16 protein-coding genes are annotated in these 17,049 nt (G+C 71.4%); 13 read left to right on the top strand and 3 right to left on the bottom strand.

All coding sequences use genetic code 11. The annotated features are described in order from the left end of the window. Positions 1 to 88 precede the first annotated feature (88 nt). The 4 genes from JI746_RS20910 to JI746_RS20925 are packed head-to-tail and all read left to right on the top strand — an operon-like array spanning position 89 to position 5,600. Complete coding sequence (locus tag JI746_RS20910) at positions 89 to 2,410, top strand: Tex family protein (protein ID WP_201692219.1); 2,322 nt, start codon at positions 89 to 91, stop codon at positions 2,408 to 2,410. 4 nt (positions 2,411 to 2,414) lie between these two features. Beyond that, on the top strand, positions 2,415 to 3,401 hold the full coding sequence (locus JI746_RS20915; protein WP_201692220.1) for a hypothetical protein: 987 nt from the start codon (positions 2,415 to 2,417) through the stop codon (positions 3,399 to 3,401). Between the two features lie 5 nt (positions 3,402 to 3,406). Further along, entirely contained in the window at positions 3,407 to 4,501 is a 1,095-nt protein-coding gene (locus JI746_RS20920) for a serine/threonine-protein kinase (protein WP_201692221.1), read from the top strand. Positions 4,502 to 4,511: 10 nt separating this feature from the next. Then, positions 4,512 to 5,600, top strand: a complete 1,089-nt coding sequence (locus JI746_RS20925; protein WP_201692222.1) for a patatin-like phospholipase family protein — start codon at positions 4,512 to 4,514, stop codon at positions 5,598 to 5,600. A gap of 147 nt (positions 5,601 to 5,747) precedes the next feature. Here JI746_RS20925 and JI746_RS20930 read toward each other — a convergent pair whose 3' ends face one another. Next, the gene (locus JI746_RS20930) at positions 5,748 to 6,884 is read right to left on the bottom strand and encodes an iron-containing alcohol dehydrogenase (RefSeq protein WP_201692223.1); all 1,137 of its coding nucleotides are present in this window, start codon (positions 6,882 to 6,884) and stop codon (positions 5,748 to 5,750) included. A 100-nt stretch (positions 6,885 to 6,984) separates the two neighbouring features. Here JI746_RS20930 and JI746_RS20935 point away from each other — a divergent pair, with 100 nt between their 5' ends. Genes JI746_RS20935 through JI746_RS20945 form a run of 3 tightly spaced genes read left to right on the top strand, consistent with a single transcriptional unit; the run spans position 6,985 to position 11,034 of the window. Further along, a complete protein-coding gene (locus tag JI746_RS20935; protein ID WP_201692284.1) occupies positions 6,985 to 7,896 on the top strand; it encodes an alpha/beta hydrolase in 912 nt (303 codons plus the stop codon). Beyond that, positions 7,893 to 8,762, top strand: coding sequence for a YbgC/FadM family acyl-CoA thioesterase (locus JI746_RS20940; protein ID WP_201692224.1), 870 nt, complete (start codon positions 7,893 to 7,895; stop codon positions 8,760 to 8,762). The genes JI746_RS20935 and JI746_RS20940 overlap by 4 nt, the downstream gene beginning before the upstream one ends. Before the next feature lie 4 nt (positions 8,763 to 8,766). Beyond that, on the top strand, positions 8,767 to 11,034 hold the full coding sequence (locus tag JI746_RS20945) for an O-antigen ligase family protein (RefSeq protein ID WP_201692225.1): 2,268 nt from the start codon (positions 8,767 to 8,769) through the stop codon (positions 11,032 to 11,034). Here the strand turns inward: JI746_RS20945 and ygfZ are convergent. Then, positions 11,010 to 11,915 (bottom strand): CAF17-like 4Fe-4S cluster assembly/insertion protein YgfZ, encoded by a 906-nt coding sequence (ygfZ, locus tag JI746_RS20950; protein WP_201692226.1) that lies wholly within the window; start codon positions 11,913 to 11,915, stop codon positions 11,010 to 11,012. The two genes, JI746_RS20945 and ygfZ, sit on opposite strands and share 25 nt — an antisense overlap. A 43-nt stretch (positions 11,916 to 11,958) precedes the next feature. Between ygfZ and mltG the strand changes: the two genes are divergently transcribed. The 6 genes from mltG to JI746_RS20980 all read left to right on the top strand — a co-directional run bounded on the left by mltG (position 11,959) and on the right by JI746_RS20980 (position 16,484). Continuing rightward, a complete protein-coding gene (mltG, locus tag JI746_RS20955) occupies positions 11,959 to 12,954 on the top strand; it encodes an endolytic transglycosylase MltG (RefSeq protein ID WP_201692227.1) in 996 nt (331 codons plus the stop codon). Then, entirely contained in the window at positions 12,951 to 13,595 is a 645-nt protein-coding gene (gene tmk, locus JI746_RS20960) for a dTMP kinase (protein ID WP_201692228.1), read from the top strand. The genes mltG and tmk overlap by 4 nt, the downstream gene beginning before the upstream one ends. Next, positions 13,592 to 14,587, top strand: a complete 996-nt coding sequence (locus JI746_RS20965) for a DNA polymerase III subunit delta' (RefSeq protein ID WP_201692229.1) — start codon at positions 13,592 to 13,594, stop codon at positions 14,585 to 14,587. Before tmk ends, JI746_RS20965 begins: the two co-directional genes overlap by 4 nt. Further along, on the top strand, positions 14,584 to 14,943 hold the full coding sequence (locus JI746_RS20970; RefSeq protein WP_201692230.1) for a PilZ domain-containing protein: 360 nt from the start codon (positions 14,584 to 14,586) through the stop codon (positions 14,941 to 14,943). The genes JI746_RS20965 and JI746_RS20970 overlap by 4 nt, the downstream gene beginning before the upstream one ends. A 78-nt stretch (positions 14,944 to 15,021) precedes the next feature. Continuing rightward, complete coding sequence (locus JI746_RS20975; protein ID WP_201692231.1) at positions 15,022 to 15,828, top strand: TatD family hydrolase; 807 nt, start codon at positions 15,022 to 15,024, stop codon at positions 15,826 to 15,828. Continuing rightward, on the top strand, positions 15,825 to 16,484 hold the full coding sequence (locus tag JI746_RS20980; protein ID WP_201692232.1) for an ankyrin repeat domain-containing protein: 660 nt from the start codon (positions 15,825 to 15,827) through the stop codon (positions 16,482 to 16,484). The genes JI746_RS20975 and JI746_RS20980 overlap by 4 nt, the downstream gene beginning before the upstream one ends. A 38-nt stretch (positions 16,485 to 16,522) precedes the next feature. Here JI746_RS20980 and JI746_RS20985 read toward each other — a convergent pair whose 3' ends face one another. Continuing rightward, complete coding sequence (locus JI746_RS20985; RefSeq protein ID WP_201692233.1) at positions 16,523 to 16,894, bottom strand: hypothetical protein; 372 nt, start codon at positions 16,892 to 16,894, stop codon at positions 16,523 to 16,525. Positions 16,895 to 17,049 lie beyond the last annotated feature (155 nt).

Consider the following 17,049-nt stretch of genomic DNA (forward strand, 5'->3'; position numbering starts at 1 on the left):
CGCCACACGTGTCAGCCAGACACCTATTTCGATGTACGGCCCGTGTGGCAAACTCGCGCGCTCTCCGGTGCTCCGCAGTAGTAACACGATGCAAAAAATCCTCCGGCAGATCGCTGCCGAACTCCGTGTCCAGGAAAGCCAGGTCCGCGCGGCCGTCGACCTGCTGGATGGCGGGGCCAGCGTCCCGTTCATCGCCCGCTACCGCAAGGAAGCGACGGGCGGCCTGGACGACACCCACCTGCGCGAACTCGAAGCCCGCCTGTCCTACCTGCGGGAGCTGGAGGACCGGCGCGAAGCGGTGCTCAAGAGCATCGAGGAGCAGGGCAAGCTCACCCCCGAGCTGCGCGCCGCCCTCGAGGCCGCGCCGACCAAGCAGGAGCTGGAGGACCTGTACCTGCCCTACAAGCCGCGGCGCCGCACCAAGGGCCAGATCGCCCGCGAAGCCGGCCTGGAGCCGCTGGCGGACCTGCTGTGGGCCGATCCGGCGCGCGACCCCGCGACCGAAGCCGCCGGTTTCGTGAAGAAGGAAAAAGGCGAAGGCGGGGAGGATTTCACGACCGTTCCCGCCGTGCTCGACGGCGTGCGCGACATCCTCTCGGAGCGCTGGGCCGAGGACGCGGTGCTGGTGCAATCGCTACGGCAGTGGCTGTGGACCGAGGGCCTGCTGAAATCGAAGCTTGCGGCCGGCAAGGACGAGAACCACCCCGACGTCGCCAAGTTCCGCGACTACTTCGACTACGACGAGCCGATCGGCCGGGTGCCCTCGCACCGCGCGCTGGCCGTGTTCCGCGGCCGCGCGCAGGAGATCCTCGACGTCAAGCTGGTGCTGCCAGTGGAGCCCGAGCCCGGCCAGCCCTCCATCGCGGAAGGCAAGATCGCGCTGCACCTGGGATGGAGCCACGCGAAGCGCGCGGCCGACGACCTGCTGCGCAAGTGCGTGACCTGGACGTGGCGCGTCAAGCTGTCGCTGTCCACCGAGCGCGACCTGTTCGCGCGCCTGCGCGAGGAGGCCGAGAAGGTCGCCATCAAGGTGTTCGCCGAGAACCTGCGCGACCTGCTGCTGGCCGCGCCGGCGGGCCCGCGCGTGGTGATGGGCCTGGACCCCGGCATCCGCACCGGCGTGAAGGTGGCCGTGGTCGATGCCACCGGCAAGCTGGTGGACACCGCCACCGTCTACCCGCACGAACCGCGCCGCGACTGGGAAGGCGCGCTGCACACCCTCACCCAGTTGTGCCGCAAGCACGGCGTCAACCTGATCGCCATCGGCAACGGCACCGCCAGCCGCGAGACCGACAAGCTCGCCGCCGACCTGATGAAGCGCGTCGAAGGCGAGATGCAGCGCATCGTGGTGAGCGAAGCCGGCGCCTCGGTGTATTCGGCGAGCGAATACGCCTCGAAGGAGATGCCCGACGTCGACGTGAGCCTGCGCGGCGCCGCCAGCATCGCGCGCCGACTGCAGGACCCGCTGGCGGAACTGGTGAAGATCGACCCGAAGTCGATCGGCGTCGGCCAGTACCAGCACGACGTGAACCAGAGCGAGCTGGCCCGCACCCTGGAAGCGGTGGTGGAAGACTGCGTGAACAAGGTCGGCGTGGACCTCAACACCGCCAGCGCGCCGCTGCTGTCGCGCGTCTCCGGCCTGTCGCCCTCGGTGGCGCGCGCGGTGGTGCAATGGCGCGAATCGAACGGTGCCTTCAGGAGCCGCCAGCAGCTCCTGCAGGTCAGCGGCCTGGGGCCCAAGACCTTCGAGCAGAGCGCGGGCTTCCTGCGCATCCGCGGCGGCGACAACCCGCTCGACATGACCGGCGTGCACCCGGAAACGTACCCGGTGGTCGAGAAGATCCTGGCCACCGTGAACAAGCCGGTGCAGGAGCTGATGGGCCGCGCCGAGATGCTCAAGACCCTCAAGCCGGAACTGTTCGCCAACGAGAAGTTCGGCGTGATCACCGTCAAGGACATCCTCGGCGAGCTGGAGAAGCCGGGCCGCGATCCGCGTCCGGACTTCAAGGTCGCCCGCTTCAACGACGGCGTGGACGACATCGCCGACCTGCAGCCCGGCATGGAGCTGGAAGGCACCGTGAGCAACGTGGCGGCCTTCGGCGCCTTCGTCGACCTCGGCGTGCACCAGGACGGCCTGGTCCACGTCAGCCAGCTGTCGCACAAGTTCGTGCAGGACGCGCGCGAGGTGGTCAAGACCGGCGACATCGTCAAGGTCAAGGTGCTGGAAGTGGACGCCGCGCGCAAGCGCATCAGCCTCACCATGAAGCTCGGCGCGCCGGTGGGCGGCCGCGACCGGCCGCGCGACAACCGCTTCGAGGGGGCGGCGCGCGGGCAGCGGGCACCCAACAATCCGGCCATCGGCTCGGCCATGCAGGGCGCCTTCGCCAAGCTGCAGGGGCTGCGCAAGTAGGCGCGTGACGACAACCGCTCCCCGCCTCGCGCTGGCGCCCGGCCGCGCCACGGCGGGCGCGCAGAATGGCGCGCATGCGCTCGGCGAGGGCGGTGCCATGAGGCAGGACGCGCAACCGGTCGCGGGCTGCATCCTGTTCCTGCGGCCGCGCGCCGCTGCGGGAACCACGCTGCCTGCGAACGACGCCGCGCTGCGCGCCGTGCTCCAGGCCGCAGCGCAGTCCTGGGACGGGAAGCGCCGCGTGGTGCTGCAGGCGGCCGAGGGTTTCGCCATCGTCGGGCCGGTGCTGCCGTCCGCCGCCCTCGCGGCCGCACGGCGCGCCGCCGCCCACCCGCAGGCCAAGGACGTGGCGATCGCCTTGCACCATGGCCCCCTGCGCGTGCTCGGCGATGAGGCGCGCGTCGGCGGCGAAGGCCTCACGGCCGCAGCCGTGGCGGCCGGGCTCGCGGGTCCGCGCACGCTGGTCTCCGGCGCCTTCCGCGCGGCGCTGGCGCAAGAAGCCTCGCACCTGGCCGAAGACCTGGCAACGGTGACCGATGTGGCCGGGCCGGGCGGCGCTCCGCTGTTCCGGGACGATCCGGCGCGCGCCCGCAGCCGCGGCCAGCGCCGCACGCTCCTGGCCGCCAGCGGCATGGCGGCGCTGCTGGGAGCGGGCTGGGTCGGCCGCGAGGGCCGGCAGCGCTACGAAGCCGCGCACCGGCCGGCGCTCATCCTGCTGGCGATCCGCCCCTCGGGCGAGGTCTTCGTCGACGGCGTGTCGCAGGGCACCAGCCCGCCGCTCGCGCGCGTGTCCGTGCCGCCGGGGCCGCACACGATCGAGGTGCGCAACGCGCGCGCGAAGCCGCTGCACCTGCAGGTGCAGCTGGAGCCGGGGCAGGAACTGCCGGTGCGGCACACCTTCCCGCCGCCGCCGGCGCCGCGCCGCCAGGCACCGCCGAAGGCGAGGCCCAAGCAGGAGCCGGGCCCCTTCGAGCGCTTCAAGTTCTGGTGAATGCCGTGACCCCTTCGCTGCCGTTCACCCACCTGGGCCGCTATCGCATCCTGCGCGAGCTGGGGCGCGGTGCCATGGGCGTGGTGTACCTGGCCGACGACGAGGCGCTGCAGCGCCAGGTCGCGATCAAGACGCTGCTGCTGCCGGACGACGCGAAGGAAAGCCGCGAGCTCGAAGCGCGCTTCCGCCAGGAGGCCAAGGCCGCCGGCGGGGTGAGCCATCCCAACACGATCACCCTCTACGACTTCGGCCGCGAAGGCAACTGGCTCTACATCGCCATGGAGCGGCTGCAGGGCGTGGAACTGCGCGAGCTGATGGAGGGCGGGCCGCTGCCCCTGGATGGCGCGCTGGACATCGCCGGCCAGGTGGCGCTCGGCCTGGCCGCGGCGCACGAGCGCGGCGTGGTCCACCGCGACGTGAAGCCGGGCAACATCATGGTGCTGCCGGGCGGACGCGCCAAGATCATGGACTTCGGCATCGCGCGCATGAAGAGCTCCGAACTGCGCACCGCCACGGGCACCATGATCGGCTCGCCCAAGTACATGTCGCCCGAGCAGGTGGCCGGCCACATGGTGGACCAGCGCAGCGACATCTTCTCGCTCGGTTCGCTGCTGTACGAGATGGTGACCGGCCAGCCCGCGTTCCAGGGCAGCAATTTCGGGCAGCTGCTGGCGGCGATCATGCATGGCGCGGCCGTGCCGCCTTCGCAGCTGCGGCCGGACCTGCCGGCCTCGATCGAGCTGGTGATCACGCGGGCCATGCAGAAGAACCCGCGCTCGCGCTACCAGGACGCGGGCGAGATGGCCGGCGACCTGGCGCAGTGCCGGGCCGCATGGAACCGGGCGCACCCTTCGGGGGTGGCACCGGCGGCGGACGCTGCACCCGCCGGGTCCCGGGAAGTCGACGTCGACGTCACGGTGCCGGACGGGCAGGGCGGCTGGCCGCTGGCGCCCGGCTTCGATTCGAGCGAGGGCCTGCGCCTGCTCGCGCAAGGCCACGGCACGCCGGCGCGCCAGGGCCCCTCCTGGGGCGTCACGGCGTGGACCTGCGGCTACCTGCTGGCCGCGGGCGTGGCGCTGCTGGTCGCGTTCGGCTCCTAGAATCGCCGCGATGCAAGCCTTGCGCATCTACGCGGGGCCGGCCGCGCGCCGCCACATCGCGCAGCACGGGCTGGCCGCCCGCGACGTCGGCGTCGTGCCCGCTGCCGCCGGCGGACCGAAGGGATTGATCCTCGGGCCGCTGGACCGCTTCCTCTTCGGCCAGTGGCTGCCGGCGACCGATCACACCATCCATCTCGTCGGCGCCTCGATCGGCGCCTGGCGCATGGCCACCGCCTGCCTGCACGAACCGGTGCGCGCCTTCGAGCGGCTGGAGCGCGACTACATCGCCCAGGACTACGACCTGCCGCCGGGGCGGCGCACGCCGAGCGCCGCCCACGTGTCGCAGCGCTTCGGCGAGGGGCTGGAGGCGTTCTACGGCGGGCGCATCCGCGAGGTGCTGGAGCATCCGCGTTTCCGGCTGCACATCGTGACGGCGCGCGGTCGCCACGTGCTGCGGCGCGAGCACCGCATCGCGACGCCGCTCGGCTACCTCGGCGCCTTCCTCGCCAACGCGGTGCACCGCCGCGCCATGGGCGCCTGGCTGGAGCGCGTGGTGTTTTCGGCGCCGGAGCACGGTGCGGCGTCGCCGCTGCCCTTCGGCACCGGCGATTTCCCGACCCGGCAGGTGGCGCTGACCGAGGCCAACTTCCAGCCCGCGTTGCAGGCGAGCTGTTCGATCCCGTTCCTGCTGCAGGCCGTGCACGACATCCCCGGTGCGCCGCGCGGCGCCTACTGGGATGGCGGCATCACCGACTACCACCTGCACCTGAAATACGAGGGCGGCCCCGGGCCGGGGCTGGTGCTCTATCCGCATTTCCAGCAGGCGGTGGTGCCGGGCTGGCTGGACAAGGGTCTGAAGTGGCGGCACCGCGTCACGCCTTTCCTGGACCGGATGATCGTGCTGGCGCCGGACGAACAATGGGTGCGGTCGCTGCCGAATGGGAAGCTGCCGGACCGCACGGATTTCGCGCGCTATGGAACGGACCTGCAGGCGCGCATCCGCGACTGGACGGCGGCGGCGCAGGCGAGCCGGCAACTGGCCGAGGAATTCGCGCAGTGGCTGGAGAAGCCGGAGGCGGGGCGGGTGGAGGCGCTGTAGGCCGCCGAAGACGGACAACCAGAACGCAAAAGCCGCAAAAGCTACGCAGAATCCGCAAAAGAACAGCCCATTCAAACTTCTCTTCTTTCGCGGCTTTTGCGGGACCTTTGCGGCTTTTGCGTTCTGGTGTCCGCTTGATGGCCGGCGCTACATCGACGCTTCCAGCATCTCCCGATACTCCTCCCGGCTTGCCTCGCGCGGGTTCGTCTTGTGGCAGTGGTCCGCCATCGCGCCGTCGATGATCTTGTCGAACGATTCGCGCTGCACTCCCATGGCGGCCAGTCCCGACGGCAGGTCCAGGCGCGCGTTCATGGCGCGGATCGCCTCCGGGATGTCGGCGCCGGAGCGCAGGCCCATGGCATGCGCCATGCGGTCCAGCCGACGGTCCTTCTGCACCGCCGGCGACTGCGCGTTGAAGCGCACCACGGCCGGCAGGAACATGGCGTTGAGCGTGCCGTGATGCAGCCGCGGATCGACGCCGCCCAGGCTGTGGCTCAGCGAATGCACGCAACCCAGCCCCTTCTGGAAGGCCATGGCCCCCTGCATCGACGCGCTCATGAGGTTCAGCCGCGCTTCGCGGTCGCTGCCGTCGCGCGTGGCGCGCTCGATGTGGGCCCAGCCGCGCTCCAGGCCGTCCAGCGCGATCCCATCGGCCGGCGGATTGAAGGCCGAGGACATGAAGGTCTCCATGCAGTGCGCGATCGCGTCCATGCCGGTGGCCGCGGTCAGCTTCGGCGGCAGTCCCAGGGTGAGTTCGGGATCGCAGATGGCCGTCTTGGGCACCAGGTGCCAGGAATGGAAGCCGAGCTTGCGGTGGTCGTCGACGATCACGATCGCGCCGCGCGCGACCTCGCTGCCGGTGCCGCTGGTGGTGGGCACCGCGATCAGCGGCGCGACCCGCTCGGTGATGCGCGGCGAGCCGCCTTCGATGGTGGCGTAGCGGGTCAGCGGGCCGTCGTGCGTGGCCAGGATCGCCACGCCCTTGGCGCAGTCGATCGCCGAGCCGCCGCCGACGGCGACCAGGCCGTCGCAGCCCTGGGCGCGGTAGATTTCCGCCGCTGCGCGCACCGCCGCTTCGGTGGGATTCGACGGCGTGCCGTCGAACACGGCATGCGGCAGGCCGCCCAGCGCATCCAGCGCCTTCTGCAGCACGCCCGCGGCGCGCACCCCGGCATCGGTGACCACCAGCGGGCGGGTGATGCCCACGCGCTCGCACTCGGATTTCAGCAGCCGGATCGCGCCGAACTCGAACTGGATCTGGGTGACGTAGTAGATGAAGGCCATGGCCGCTGCGCTCGCTTACGATGGGAGGACCGACTGTAACGCCGCGACCCCCGTCCCCCGAGTGACTTTCCTTCCGCAGTTTCCCGAACTGGGCCCCGCCATGCGCTCCGTGCTGCAGGGCATGGCCCGCTCGCGCCACGTGCCGCTCTACCGCCTTGCACCGCAGGAGGCGCGCGCCGCCTACGAGAAGGCGGCCCACGTGCTGGAGCCGGCCACGCCGCAACTTCCAAGGGTGCAGGACCTGCGCATCCCGGGCCGCGACGGCGAGGCACTGCCGGCGCGGCTCTACGCCCCGTCCGTGCAGGTGCTGCCGGTGCTGCTGTACTTCCACGGCGGCGGCTTCACGATCGGCAGCGTGGCCTCGCACGACACGCTGTGCCGCATCCTCGCGCAGCGCTCCGGTTGCGCGGTGGTCTCGCTGGGCTACCGGCTCGCGCCCGAACACCGCTTCCCCACGGCCGTGGACGACGCCTGGGACGCGACGCAATGGCTGGCGGCGAACGGTGCGGCGCTGGGACTCGACCCGCACCGGCTCGCAGTGGGCGGCGACAGCGCCGGCGGCACGCTCGCCACCGTCTGCGCCACGCTGGCGCGCGACGCCGGCATCCCCGTGCGCCTGCAACTCCTGTTCTACCCGGGCTGCGCTGCCCGCCAGGCGTCGGCGTCGCACGCGCGCTACCACCAGGGCCTGATCCTGGAACAGGCCCACATCGAATACTTCTTCGGCCAGTACATCGCCGATGCCGAGCGCGAGGACTGGCGCTTCGCGCCGCTGAACACGCCCGACGTGGAGGGCGTCGCGCCGGCCTGGTTCGGCCTGGCCGAGTGCGATCCGCTGGTGGACGACGCGATCGCCTACGCGGATAAACTGCGGGCAGCCGGGGTGGCCGTGGACCTGGAGATCTACCGCGGCGTCACCCACGAATTCATCAAGATGGGCCGCGCGCTGCCCGAAGCCCGGCAGGCGCACGCCGACGCAGCCGCCGCCCTCCAACGTGCACTGACACCATGAACAGGGAAGACTTCCGTTTCTTTCACCGGCTGCGCGTGCGCTGGGCCGAAGTGGACATGCAGAAGATCGTCTTCAATGCCCACTACCTGATGTACTTCGACACCGCCGTGGCCGACTACTGGCGTGCGCTGGCGATGCCCTACGGGGAGGCCATGCACCTGCTGCAGGGCGATATCTACCTGAAGAAGGGCACGGTCGAATTCCACGCGTCGGCGCGCATGGACGACCGGCTCGATGTCGGCCTGAAGTGCAGCCGCATCGGCACTTCCTCCATGCTGTTCACCGGCGCGATCTTCCGCGGCGAGGAACTGCTGATCACCTGCGAGCTGGTCTACGTGTTCGCCGATCCGGCCACGCAGACCTCGCGCCCGGTGCCGCCGCCGCTGCGCGAGATGCTCACCGGCTACGAAGCGGGCGAGCCCATGATCCGGGTGCGCACCGGCACCTGGGCCGAGCTGGGCGAGGACGCCGGCCGCATCCGCACCGAGGTGTTCGTGCGGGAGCAGCGCATCCCCGCCGAACTGGAATGGGACGAGGCCGATGCGGGCGCGCTGCATGCCGTCGCCTACAACCGCCTCGGCCAGGCCGTCGCCACGGGCCGCCTGCTGCCCGCCACCGAAGGCGTGGCCAGGATCGGCCGCATGGCCGTGCACCAGGCGCTGCGCGGCGGCGGCTTGGGCGAACAGCTGCTGCGCTCGCTGGCCGGCGCAGCCCACGAGCGCGGAGATCGCGCCATCGAACTGCACGCCCAGCGCACGGCGCAGGACTTCTACGTCCGCCTCGGCTTCGAAGGGCGGGGCGAGCCCTACGAGGAAGCCGGCATCCCGCACCTGACCATGACCAGCGCCTTGCCGCTGGCGCGCTGAGCCCGTGGCCCGCAAACGCCGTTCCGGGCCGGCGGCGCGGCCCGCCGACCGGCCGGCGGCGGATCTTCCCCGTGAAGGCGTCCCGCGCACGGCGCCACCGGCGACGGACCTCGCGCCCGAGCCCTTGAACGACGGCCGGGCCGCCGGCGTGCTGGCGATCGCGCTGTTCCTTGCCCCGGCGGTGGGCGTGCCGCACGAGGAAATGCTGCAGGACACGCTCAAGTCGATCGTCGTGTCCTTCGGCGCGCTGGTGGCGGTGCTGCTGTTCCTGCTGGCGCAGCACGAGCGCCGCCAGCCGCTGCGCTGGCACGCGCTGCTCTGGCTGCCGCTGCTGCTGATGGCGTATGCGCTGGGCAGCATGGCGTGGTCGCATACCTTCCTGGCCGGGGTGGAGGCGATCCGCTGGTTCCTCTTCGCGGCGATCGCCTGGCTCGGGCTCAACACCTTCTCGCGCGAACGCCTGCCGATCATCGCCTGGGCCTTCCACGCCGGCGCGCTGGTCGCCACGGGCTGGGCGATGGCGCAGTTCTGGGGCGGGCTGGAGCTGTTCCCGCAGGGGCCGCGGCCGTCCTCCACCTTCATCAACCGCAACTTCTATGCGGAGTACGCGGTGAGCGCGCTGCCTTTCGGGGTGCTGCTGCTGGCGCGCGCCCGCCGCAATGCGCCGGTGCTGCTGCTGGCGCTGAGCGTCGGCCTGCTGGTCACCGGGATCCTGATGACGGGGACGCGCTCGGCCCTGATCACGCTGGCGGTGCTGGTGCTGGGCGTGCTGCCGCTGGTGGCGTGGCGTTGCGGCAGGCGGCTGGCCTGCGCCGGCTGGCCGCGCGGGCTGCAGGCCGGCGCGCTGGCCGTCGTCGCGGCGACGGTGCTGCTGCTCGGCGTGCTGCCGACGTCCAGTCCCGGCATCCTCAAGGAAGACTTCGGCACGACACCCTTCGAGCGGGCCGTGCACCGCGCGCAGCAGATCGGGCCCAGCGACGGCTCGCTGAACCTGCGCTTCGTGATGTGGAAGGCAACGGCGGCGGCGATCGCCGCACACCCGCTCGCGGGGCTGGGCGCCGGCGCGTGGGAGAACGAGATCCCGCGCTACCAGGCCGAAGGCTCGCAGCTCGAGACCGACTACTACGTCCACAACGAATTCCTGCAGCTCGTCGCCGAGTACGGCGTGGTCGGCTGGATCTTCCTGCTGCTGCTGGTGGCCTACCTGCTGCTGGCGGCCTGGCGCACCTGGGCGCCGGCGGGCCGCGAGGCCGAGGCGGACCAGCCGTGGCGTGCCACCGTGCTCGCCAGCCTGTTCGCCCTGATGCTGGTGAGCAGCATCGGCTTCCCCTGGCGGCTGGCCGCCACCGGTGCGCTGTTCGCGACCTGCCTGGGCGCGCTGGCGGCCTCGGACGCTCGCATGGGCCCCGTGCGCCGCCGGCTCGCGCAGCCGCTGCGCTGGTCGCCGCGGATCGCGCACGTCGCGCTGGGACTGACCGGCGTGTGCCTGGTGCTGGCCTTCATGATCGCGCAGCAGGCCGCCCAGAGCGAGCAGAAGCTGGTGCGCGCCGCGAAGCTGGCGCTGTCGCTGACCGCCACCGGCAACCCGAACGATCCGGCGCTGGCCGGCCAGCGCCAGGAGGTGCTGCAACTGGCGCGCGAGGGCATCGCGCTCAACCCGCACTACCGCAAGATCACGCCCATGGTGGCGGACGAACTGGCCCGCTGGGGCGACTGGCGCGACGCCACCTGGATCTGGGAGAGCGTGCTCTCCTCGCGACCCTACGTGGTCGCCATCATCACCAACGTCGCCCGCGGCTACGCCAGCATGGGCCGCGGCGACCGGGCGCAGGCCTGGCTGGAGCGCGCCAAGCGGCTGCAGCCGCGTGCGCCTGCGGTGCGCTCGCTGGAAGTGATCCTGGCGGCGCGCCACGGCGACGAGCAACACGCCCTGGCGCTGGCGAAGGCGGCCTACGACGAAGGCATCGTCGACTACGACCTGCTCAACACGTATTTCCTGCTGGCCTGGCGCGGCCAGGACTTCGCCCTCGCGCAGCGGCTGCTGGAGGAACGCATGCAGCGCTGGCCCGACAGCCGCGCGCGCGGCCTGGTGCAGCAGGGCCTGATCGCCCTCGACATGAAGCAGCCGGAGCGCGCGCTGCCGTCCTTCCGCGCCGGGCTCGCCGCGGCCGCCACGCCGCAGGAGCGCGCGGCGCTGGAGCAGGAGGTGCCGCCGGCCCTGCGCCCGCAGCTGGCCGCTTCAGGGCCTCAGACGTCTTCGAGCAGGCGGTAGGGCAGGGGCAGCAGTTGCAGGGCAGGGCCGTCGGCGCTGGCCGCATGCAGGTCGCCGGCTTCGACTGCGGCGAGTTGCAGCGACACGATCGCGTCCCAGCCCCCCGCTGGCGAGCGCGCCGCCTCGGCGACGATGCCCGCGGGCTGCTCGGGCTCGGCGGCGCGGAACACCTCCTGGCCGGCCGCGAGTTCGGCCTCGCTGTGGGCGACGAAGGCGCGGCGCTTGAGCGTGCCGCGGAACTGGCTGCGCGCCACCACTTCCTGGCCGGGGTAGCAGCCCTTCTTGAAGTTCACGCCGCCCACCGATTCGTAATTGAGCATCTGCGGCACGAAGGCTTCGACGATCGGCTGCGTGATCGTGGCGACGCCGCTGCGGACCTCGGCCCACTGCCACACCGCCGGATCGAGCTCCGGGCCCGCAGGCGGCGGCGCACCGGCAGGGCCGACCCACAGCGCGCGCGGCTGGCCGTCGGCGGGATACAGCTGCACGCGCCAGCCGCCCTCAGCCTCGCGCACGCTCCAGGGCGCATCGGCCGCCGCCGCCGCTTCACCGAGCAGGCCGTAGAGCGCCTGCTCGCCGCTCGCGTCGGAGAGCTTGACCTTCGCGCGCAGCACGAACATGGACAGGCGCTTGAGGGTCGCGGGCAGCACGTCGCGGCTGCAAACGAGCAGGATGTCGTCCGCCGCGCGGCGCACGGCGATGAAGCTCGCCAGCATCCGGCCCTTGGCCGTGCAGAGGGCGGCCAGCCGCGCCTCGGTGGGCCCGAGCAGGGTGAAATCCTGGGTCAGCTGGCTGTGCAGGAAGCTCGCCGCCTCGGCGCCATGGGCGCGGATCACGCCCAGGTGTGGCAGGGGGGCGACGCCGTTCAGGGGATGGGACATGGGTCAATTATCATGGCCCGCTGATTCCTGACGCCGGGTAAGGATGCGCCGCTTCATCAAACTGCTGTTCGTGCTGGCGCTGCTGGCCGGGGCCGCCGCCGCCGGGGCGGGCTGGTGGTGGATCCACCGGCCGCTGCGCCTGCCGGCGCCGTCCCTCGATCTGTCCATCGAGCCGGGCACCCTGCCGCGCGGCGTGGCGCAGGCCGTGCGCGACGCCGGCGTCGATGTCGACCCGCGCCTGCTGTATGCCTGGTTCCGCGTCTCGGGCGAGGGCCAGCGGATCAAGGCCGGCAGCTACGAGCTGGAGCGCGGCATCACGCCGCAGCGGCTGCTGGACAAGCTGGCGCGCGGCGAGGAGTCGCTGCGCGCCGTGACCGTGGTCGAAGGCTGGAACTGGCGCCAGCTGCGCGCCGCACTGGCCAAGGCCGACCAGCTCCGGCCCGACACGGCGAAGCTCTCCGACGCCGACCTGATGAAGCTGCTGGGCCGCCCCGGCGTGCATCCGGAGGGCCGCTTCTTCCCCGACACCTACACGTATTCCAAGGGTTCCAGCGACGTCAAGGTGTACCAGCGTGCGCTGCGCGCGATGGACAAGCGGCTGGCGCAGGCCTGGGCGCAGCGCGCGCCGCAAGCCGTCGTCAAGACGCCCGAGGAGGCGCTGATCCTGGCCAGCATCGTGGAGAAGGAAACCGGCAAGGCGGCGGACCGCACGCTGATCTCCGCCGTGTTCCAGAACCGGCTGAAGATCGGCATGCCGCTGCAGACCGACCCGACCGTGATCTACGGCCTGGGCGAGAAGTTCAACGGCAACCTGCGCAAGGTCGACCTGCAGACCGACGGGCCCTACAACACTTACCTGCGCCCCGGCCTGCCGCCGACGCCGATCGCGATGCCCGGCAAGGCCTCGCTGCTGGCCGCCGTGCAGCCGGCGCCGGGCAACTTCCTGTACTTCGTGGCCAGGGGCGACGGCAGCAGCCATTTCAGCGCCTCGCTCGACGAGCACAACCGCGCCGTCAACACCTACCAGCGCGGGCGATGACCGGCGGCCTCTTCATCAGCTTCGAGGGCATCGACGGCGCCGGCAAGTCCACGCACATCGACGCGCTGGCCGCCGCCCTGCGCGCGCGCGGCCGCACCGTGGTGACGACGCGCGAGCCGGGCGGAACGCCGCTGGCCGAGAAGCTGCGCGCGCTGGCGCTGAACGAGCCCATGGATCCGCTGACCGAGGCGCTGCTGATGTTCGCGGCCCGGCGCGACCACCTGCTGCAGGTGATCGAGCCGGCGCTGGCGCGCGGCGATGCCGTGCTGTGCGACCGCTTCACCGACGCCACCTTCGCCTACCAGGGCGCCGGCCGCGGCTTCGACCTCGACGTGCTGGCCGGCCTCGAGCGCTGGGTGCAGTCGGTGCCCGCGGTGCAGGCGCCGACGCTGCGGCAGCCGCACCTCACGATCTGGTTCGACCTCGCCCCGGCCGTCGCGGCGCAGCGCCTCGCCGGCGCGCGGGTGCCGGACAAGTTCGAAGCGCAGCCGCAGGAATTCTTCGCCCGCGTCGCCGCCGGCTATGCGGCCCGCGCCGCGGCCGATCCCCATCGCTTCCTGCGCGTGGACGCCGACCAGCCGCGCGAAGCCGTGTGGCGCGACGTCGAAGAGGGCCTGAAGGCCAGGGGGGTGCTGGCATGACCGCACCCTGGATCCGCGCGCAGCTGCGCCATTTGCTCGCCCAGCGGGGCCACGCCTGGCTGCTGCAGGGCCCGTCCGGACTTGGACAGTACAAGCTGGCGCTGGAACTCGCTGCCGCCTGGCTGTGCGACCGGCCGACGCCGGACGGCGCCTGCGGCCAGTGCCACAGCTGCCACCAGGTGCAGGTGCGCAGCCACACGGACCTCGCCGTGCTGATGCCGGAAACCGAGATGCTGGCCCGCGAATGGCCGCTGGCGGAGAAGGCGCAGGCCGAGATCGACGACAAGAAGCGCAAGCCGAGCCGCGAGATCCGGGTCGAGGCGATGCGCGACGCGGTCGAATTCGCCCAGCGCACCAGCGGCCGCGGCCGCGGCAAGGTGGTGATGGTGTACCCCGCGGACCGCATGAACGCGGTCACCGCCAACGCGCTGCTCAAGACGCTGGAGGAGCCGCCCGGCGACGTGCGCTTCGTGCTCGCCACCGAGGCCGCGCACCTGCTGCTGCCCACGATCCGCAGCCGCTGCCTGGGCCACGGCCTGGCCTGGCCGGGCCCGGACGAGGCGACCGCGTGGCTGGCGGAGCAGGGCGTTCCCGCGCCGGCGGCCCCGGTGCTGCTGCGCGCCGCCGGCGGCCGCCCGGAAGACGCGCTGCGCCTGCACCAGGCCGGCCTGGACGCCCGGGCCTGGTCGCAGTGGCCCAAGGCGTTGGTCCGCGGCGACAACCCGGTGATCGGCGACTGGGGCCCGGGCGACCTGGTCGAGGCCTTGCAGAAGCTGTGCCACGACCTGCTGGCCGTGCGCTCGGGGGCGGCGCCGCGCTTCTTCGAGGCCGCGGACCTGCCGCCCGCGGCTTCGGTGCAGGCACTGACCGGGTGGTGGCGCGCCCTGGCTGCGACTTCTCGCACGGTCGACCACCCCTTCAACGCGGGACTGATGCTCGAGGACCTTGTGAGCCAGGCACGGGCGGCCCTACACTCGAGGAGCCCCTCATGAGTACCGCCCCCACCACGCCCCGCCCGAGCGTCATCCAGCTCGCCATCAAGGAAAAGGCGGCCCTGTATGCCGCCTACATCCCGCTGTTCTCCGACGGCGGCGTGTTCATTCCGACCACCCGCGAATACAAGCTGGGCGACGACGTCTACGTGCTGCTCTCGCTGCCGGACGACCCGCAGCGCTACCCGGTGGCCGGCAAGGTCGCCTGGGTCACGCCGGCCCGCGCGGCGGCCAACCGCACCCAGGGCGTGGGCGTGCGTTTTCCCTCCGACGACAAGTCCAAGCTGCTGAAGGTCAAGATCGAGGAGATCCTGGGCGGGCACCTGGCCTCCGAGCGGCCGACGCAGACCATCTGAGCGCGCGGCGCCGGGGCGCCTAGAATCACTTTTTCAGCGCCGCGGGTCGCGAGGCCGCGCGGCGCGCCTGCTTTTGCCATGTTCGTCGATTCCCACTGCCACCTGAGCTTCCCGGAGCTCGCCGCCCAGCTGCCCCAGATCCGCCAGGCCATGGCGCAAGCGAAGGTCGACCGCGCCCTTTGCATCTGCACGACCCTGGAGGAGTTCGAGGACGTGCACGCGCTGGCGATGCGCTACGACAACTTCTGGGCCTCCGCCGGCGTGCATCCGGACAACGAAGGCATCGCCGAGCCCACGGTGGACAAGCTGCTGGAGCTGGCCGCCCGCCCGAGGGTGGTGGGCATCGGCGAAACCGGCCTGGACTACTACCAGATGGAAGAGCGCAAGGGCGGCCGCAGCATCGCCGACCTGGAATGGCAGCGGGAGCGCTTTCGCACCCACATCCGCGCCGCGCACCGGTGCGGCAAGCCGCTGATCATCCACACCCGCGCCTCCTCGGCCGACACGATCGCGATCCTGAAGGAAGAGGGCGAGGACGGCTCCGCGGCGGCGGTGGGCGGCGTGTTCCACTGCTTCACCGAGACGGCCGAAGTGGCCCGGGCGGCGCTGGACCTGGGTTTCCACATCTCCTTTTCGGGGATCATCACCTTCAAGAACGCGGCCGACCTGCGCGAAGTCGCGCGCTTCGTGCCCGAAGACCGGCTGCTGATCGAGACCGACAGCCCCTACCTCGCCCCGGTGCCGTACCGCGGCAAGACCAACAACCCCTCCTACGTGCCCTTCGTCGCGAAGCAGGTGGCCGAGGTGCGCGGGCTGTCCGTGGAGCGGGTGGCCGAGCTCACCAGCCGCAATTTCGAGACCCTCTTCCGGCCTGCAGAATCATGAGAATCTTCTCGAAGTTCGTCTTCCATCTCCTTGCTCTGCTTTCGCTTTCCCTGGCGCACGCCGGCTCCTACGAAGACTTCTTCCAGGCCGTCCGGCAGGACGACGGGCGGCGGATCACCGAGCTGCTCCAGCGCGGTTTCGATGCCAACGCGCTCGATCCCGCCCGGACGCACGGCCTGTTCATCGCCGTCAAGGAAGGCTCGCTGAAGGCGGCCGACGCGCTGATCGCCTGGCCGAAGACCCGGGTGGAATGGCGCAGCCCGAAGGACGAAAGCCCGCTGATGCTGGCGGCGCTCAAGGGCCAGACGGAGATCGTGCGCAAGCTGATCGCCCGCGACGCGCATGTGAACAAGACCGGCTGGGCGCCGCTGCACTATGCCGCCACGGGCGGCCACGTGGAGATCATCCAGATCCTGCTGGACGAGCACGCGTACATCGATGCCGAGTCGCCGAACAAGTCGACCCCGCTGATGATGGCGGCCAAGTACGGCACGCCGGCGGCCGTGAAGCTGCTGCTGGAATCGGGGGCCGACCCGCGGTTGCGCAACGAGCTGGGCCTGTCGGCCATCGAGTTCGCGCAGCAGGGCAACCGGCGCGATTCGGCCGAGATGATCGCTGCGGCGATCCGCGCGAAGTACCCGAAAGGCAAGTGGTGACAGCCACTTGCCGCGGGAAGTTCAAGTGCTGACGGGCGCTATTGCGCGGTGCAGCCGTTGATCAGTTCGACGCCGGCGGACATCGTGCCGGTGTCGGCCCGGCAGCGCGCCATGTCCGCGTAGTGGCCCTGGACCAGCATGCCCGGCGGGTTGTAGCGCAGCGTGGCCTGCGCCTGGAAGCCGCTGGCGGGGGCGTCCTGGCAACGGGCGGCGCGGCCGGCGAGGGTTTCGACGCGCCGGCAGATGGCATCGTCCGGATAGTCGAACTGGCGGATCACGTTGCCCGAGGTGTCGCGGTAGACCAGGTGTTTGCCCGTGCCCGCCGCCACGCCCTTGTACAAGGGGTCCTGTGAGGCGCAGCCGGCCAGTACGACGGCCGCAAGGACCGAAAGTCGCGTGATCAAATGCATGGAATCTCCCAGATGGCGTTCGCGGAGCCACTCCGCGGCAGGATGTTTTTTACAGGGAATCGGCGCTGCCGGGGGCGCGCTGTAACCGCCGTGGTAGTTGATACGATGCGTATTATGTAAAATCAAAGGCACGTAGAAGCGTCAGCCAAGGTATC

The sequence above is a fragment of the Ramlibacter alkalitolerans genome, assembly GCF_016722765.1.
Lineage (GTDB): Bacteria > Pseudomonadota > Gammaproteobacteria > Burkholderiales > Burkholderiaceae_C > Ramlibacter > Ramlibacter alkalitolerans.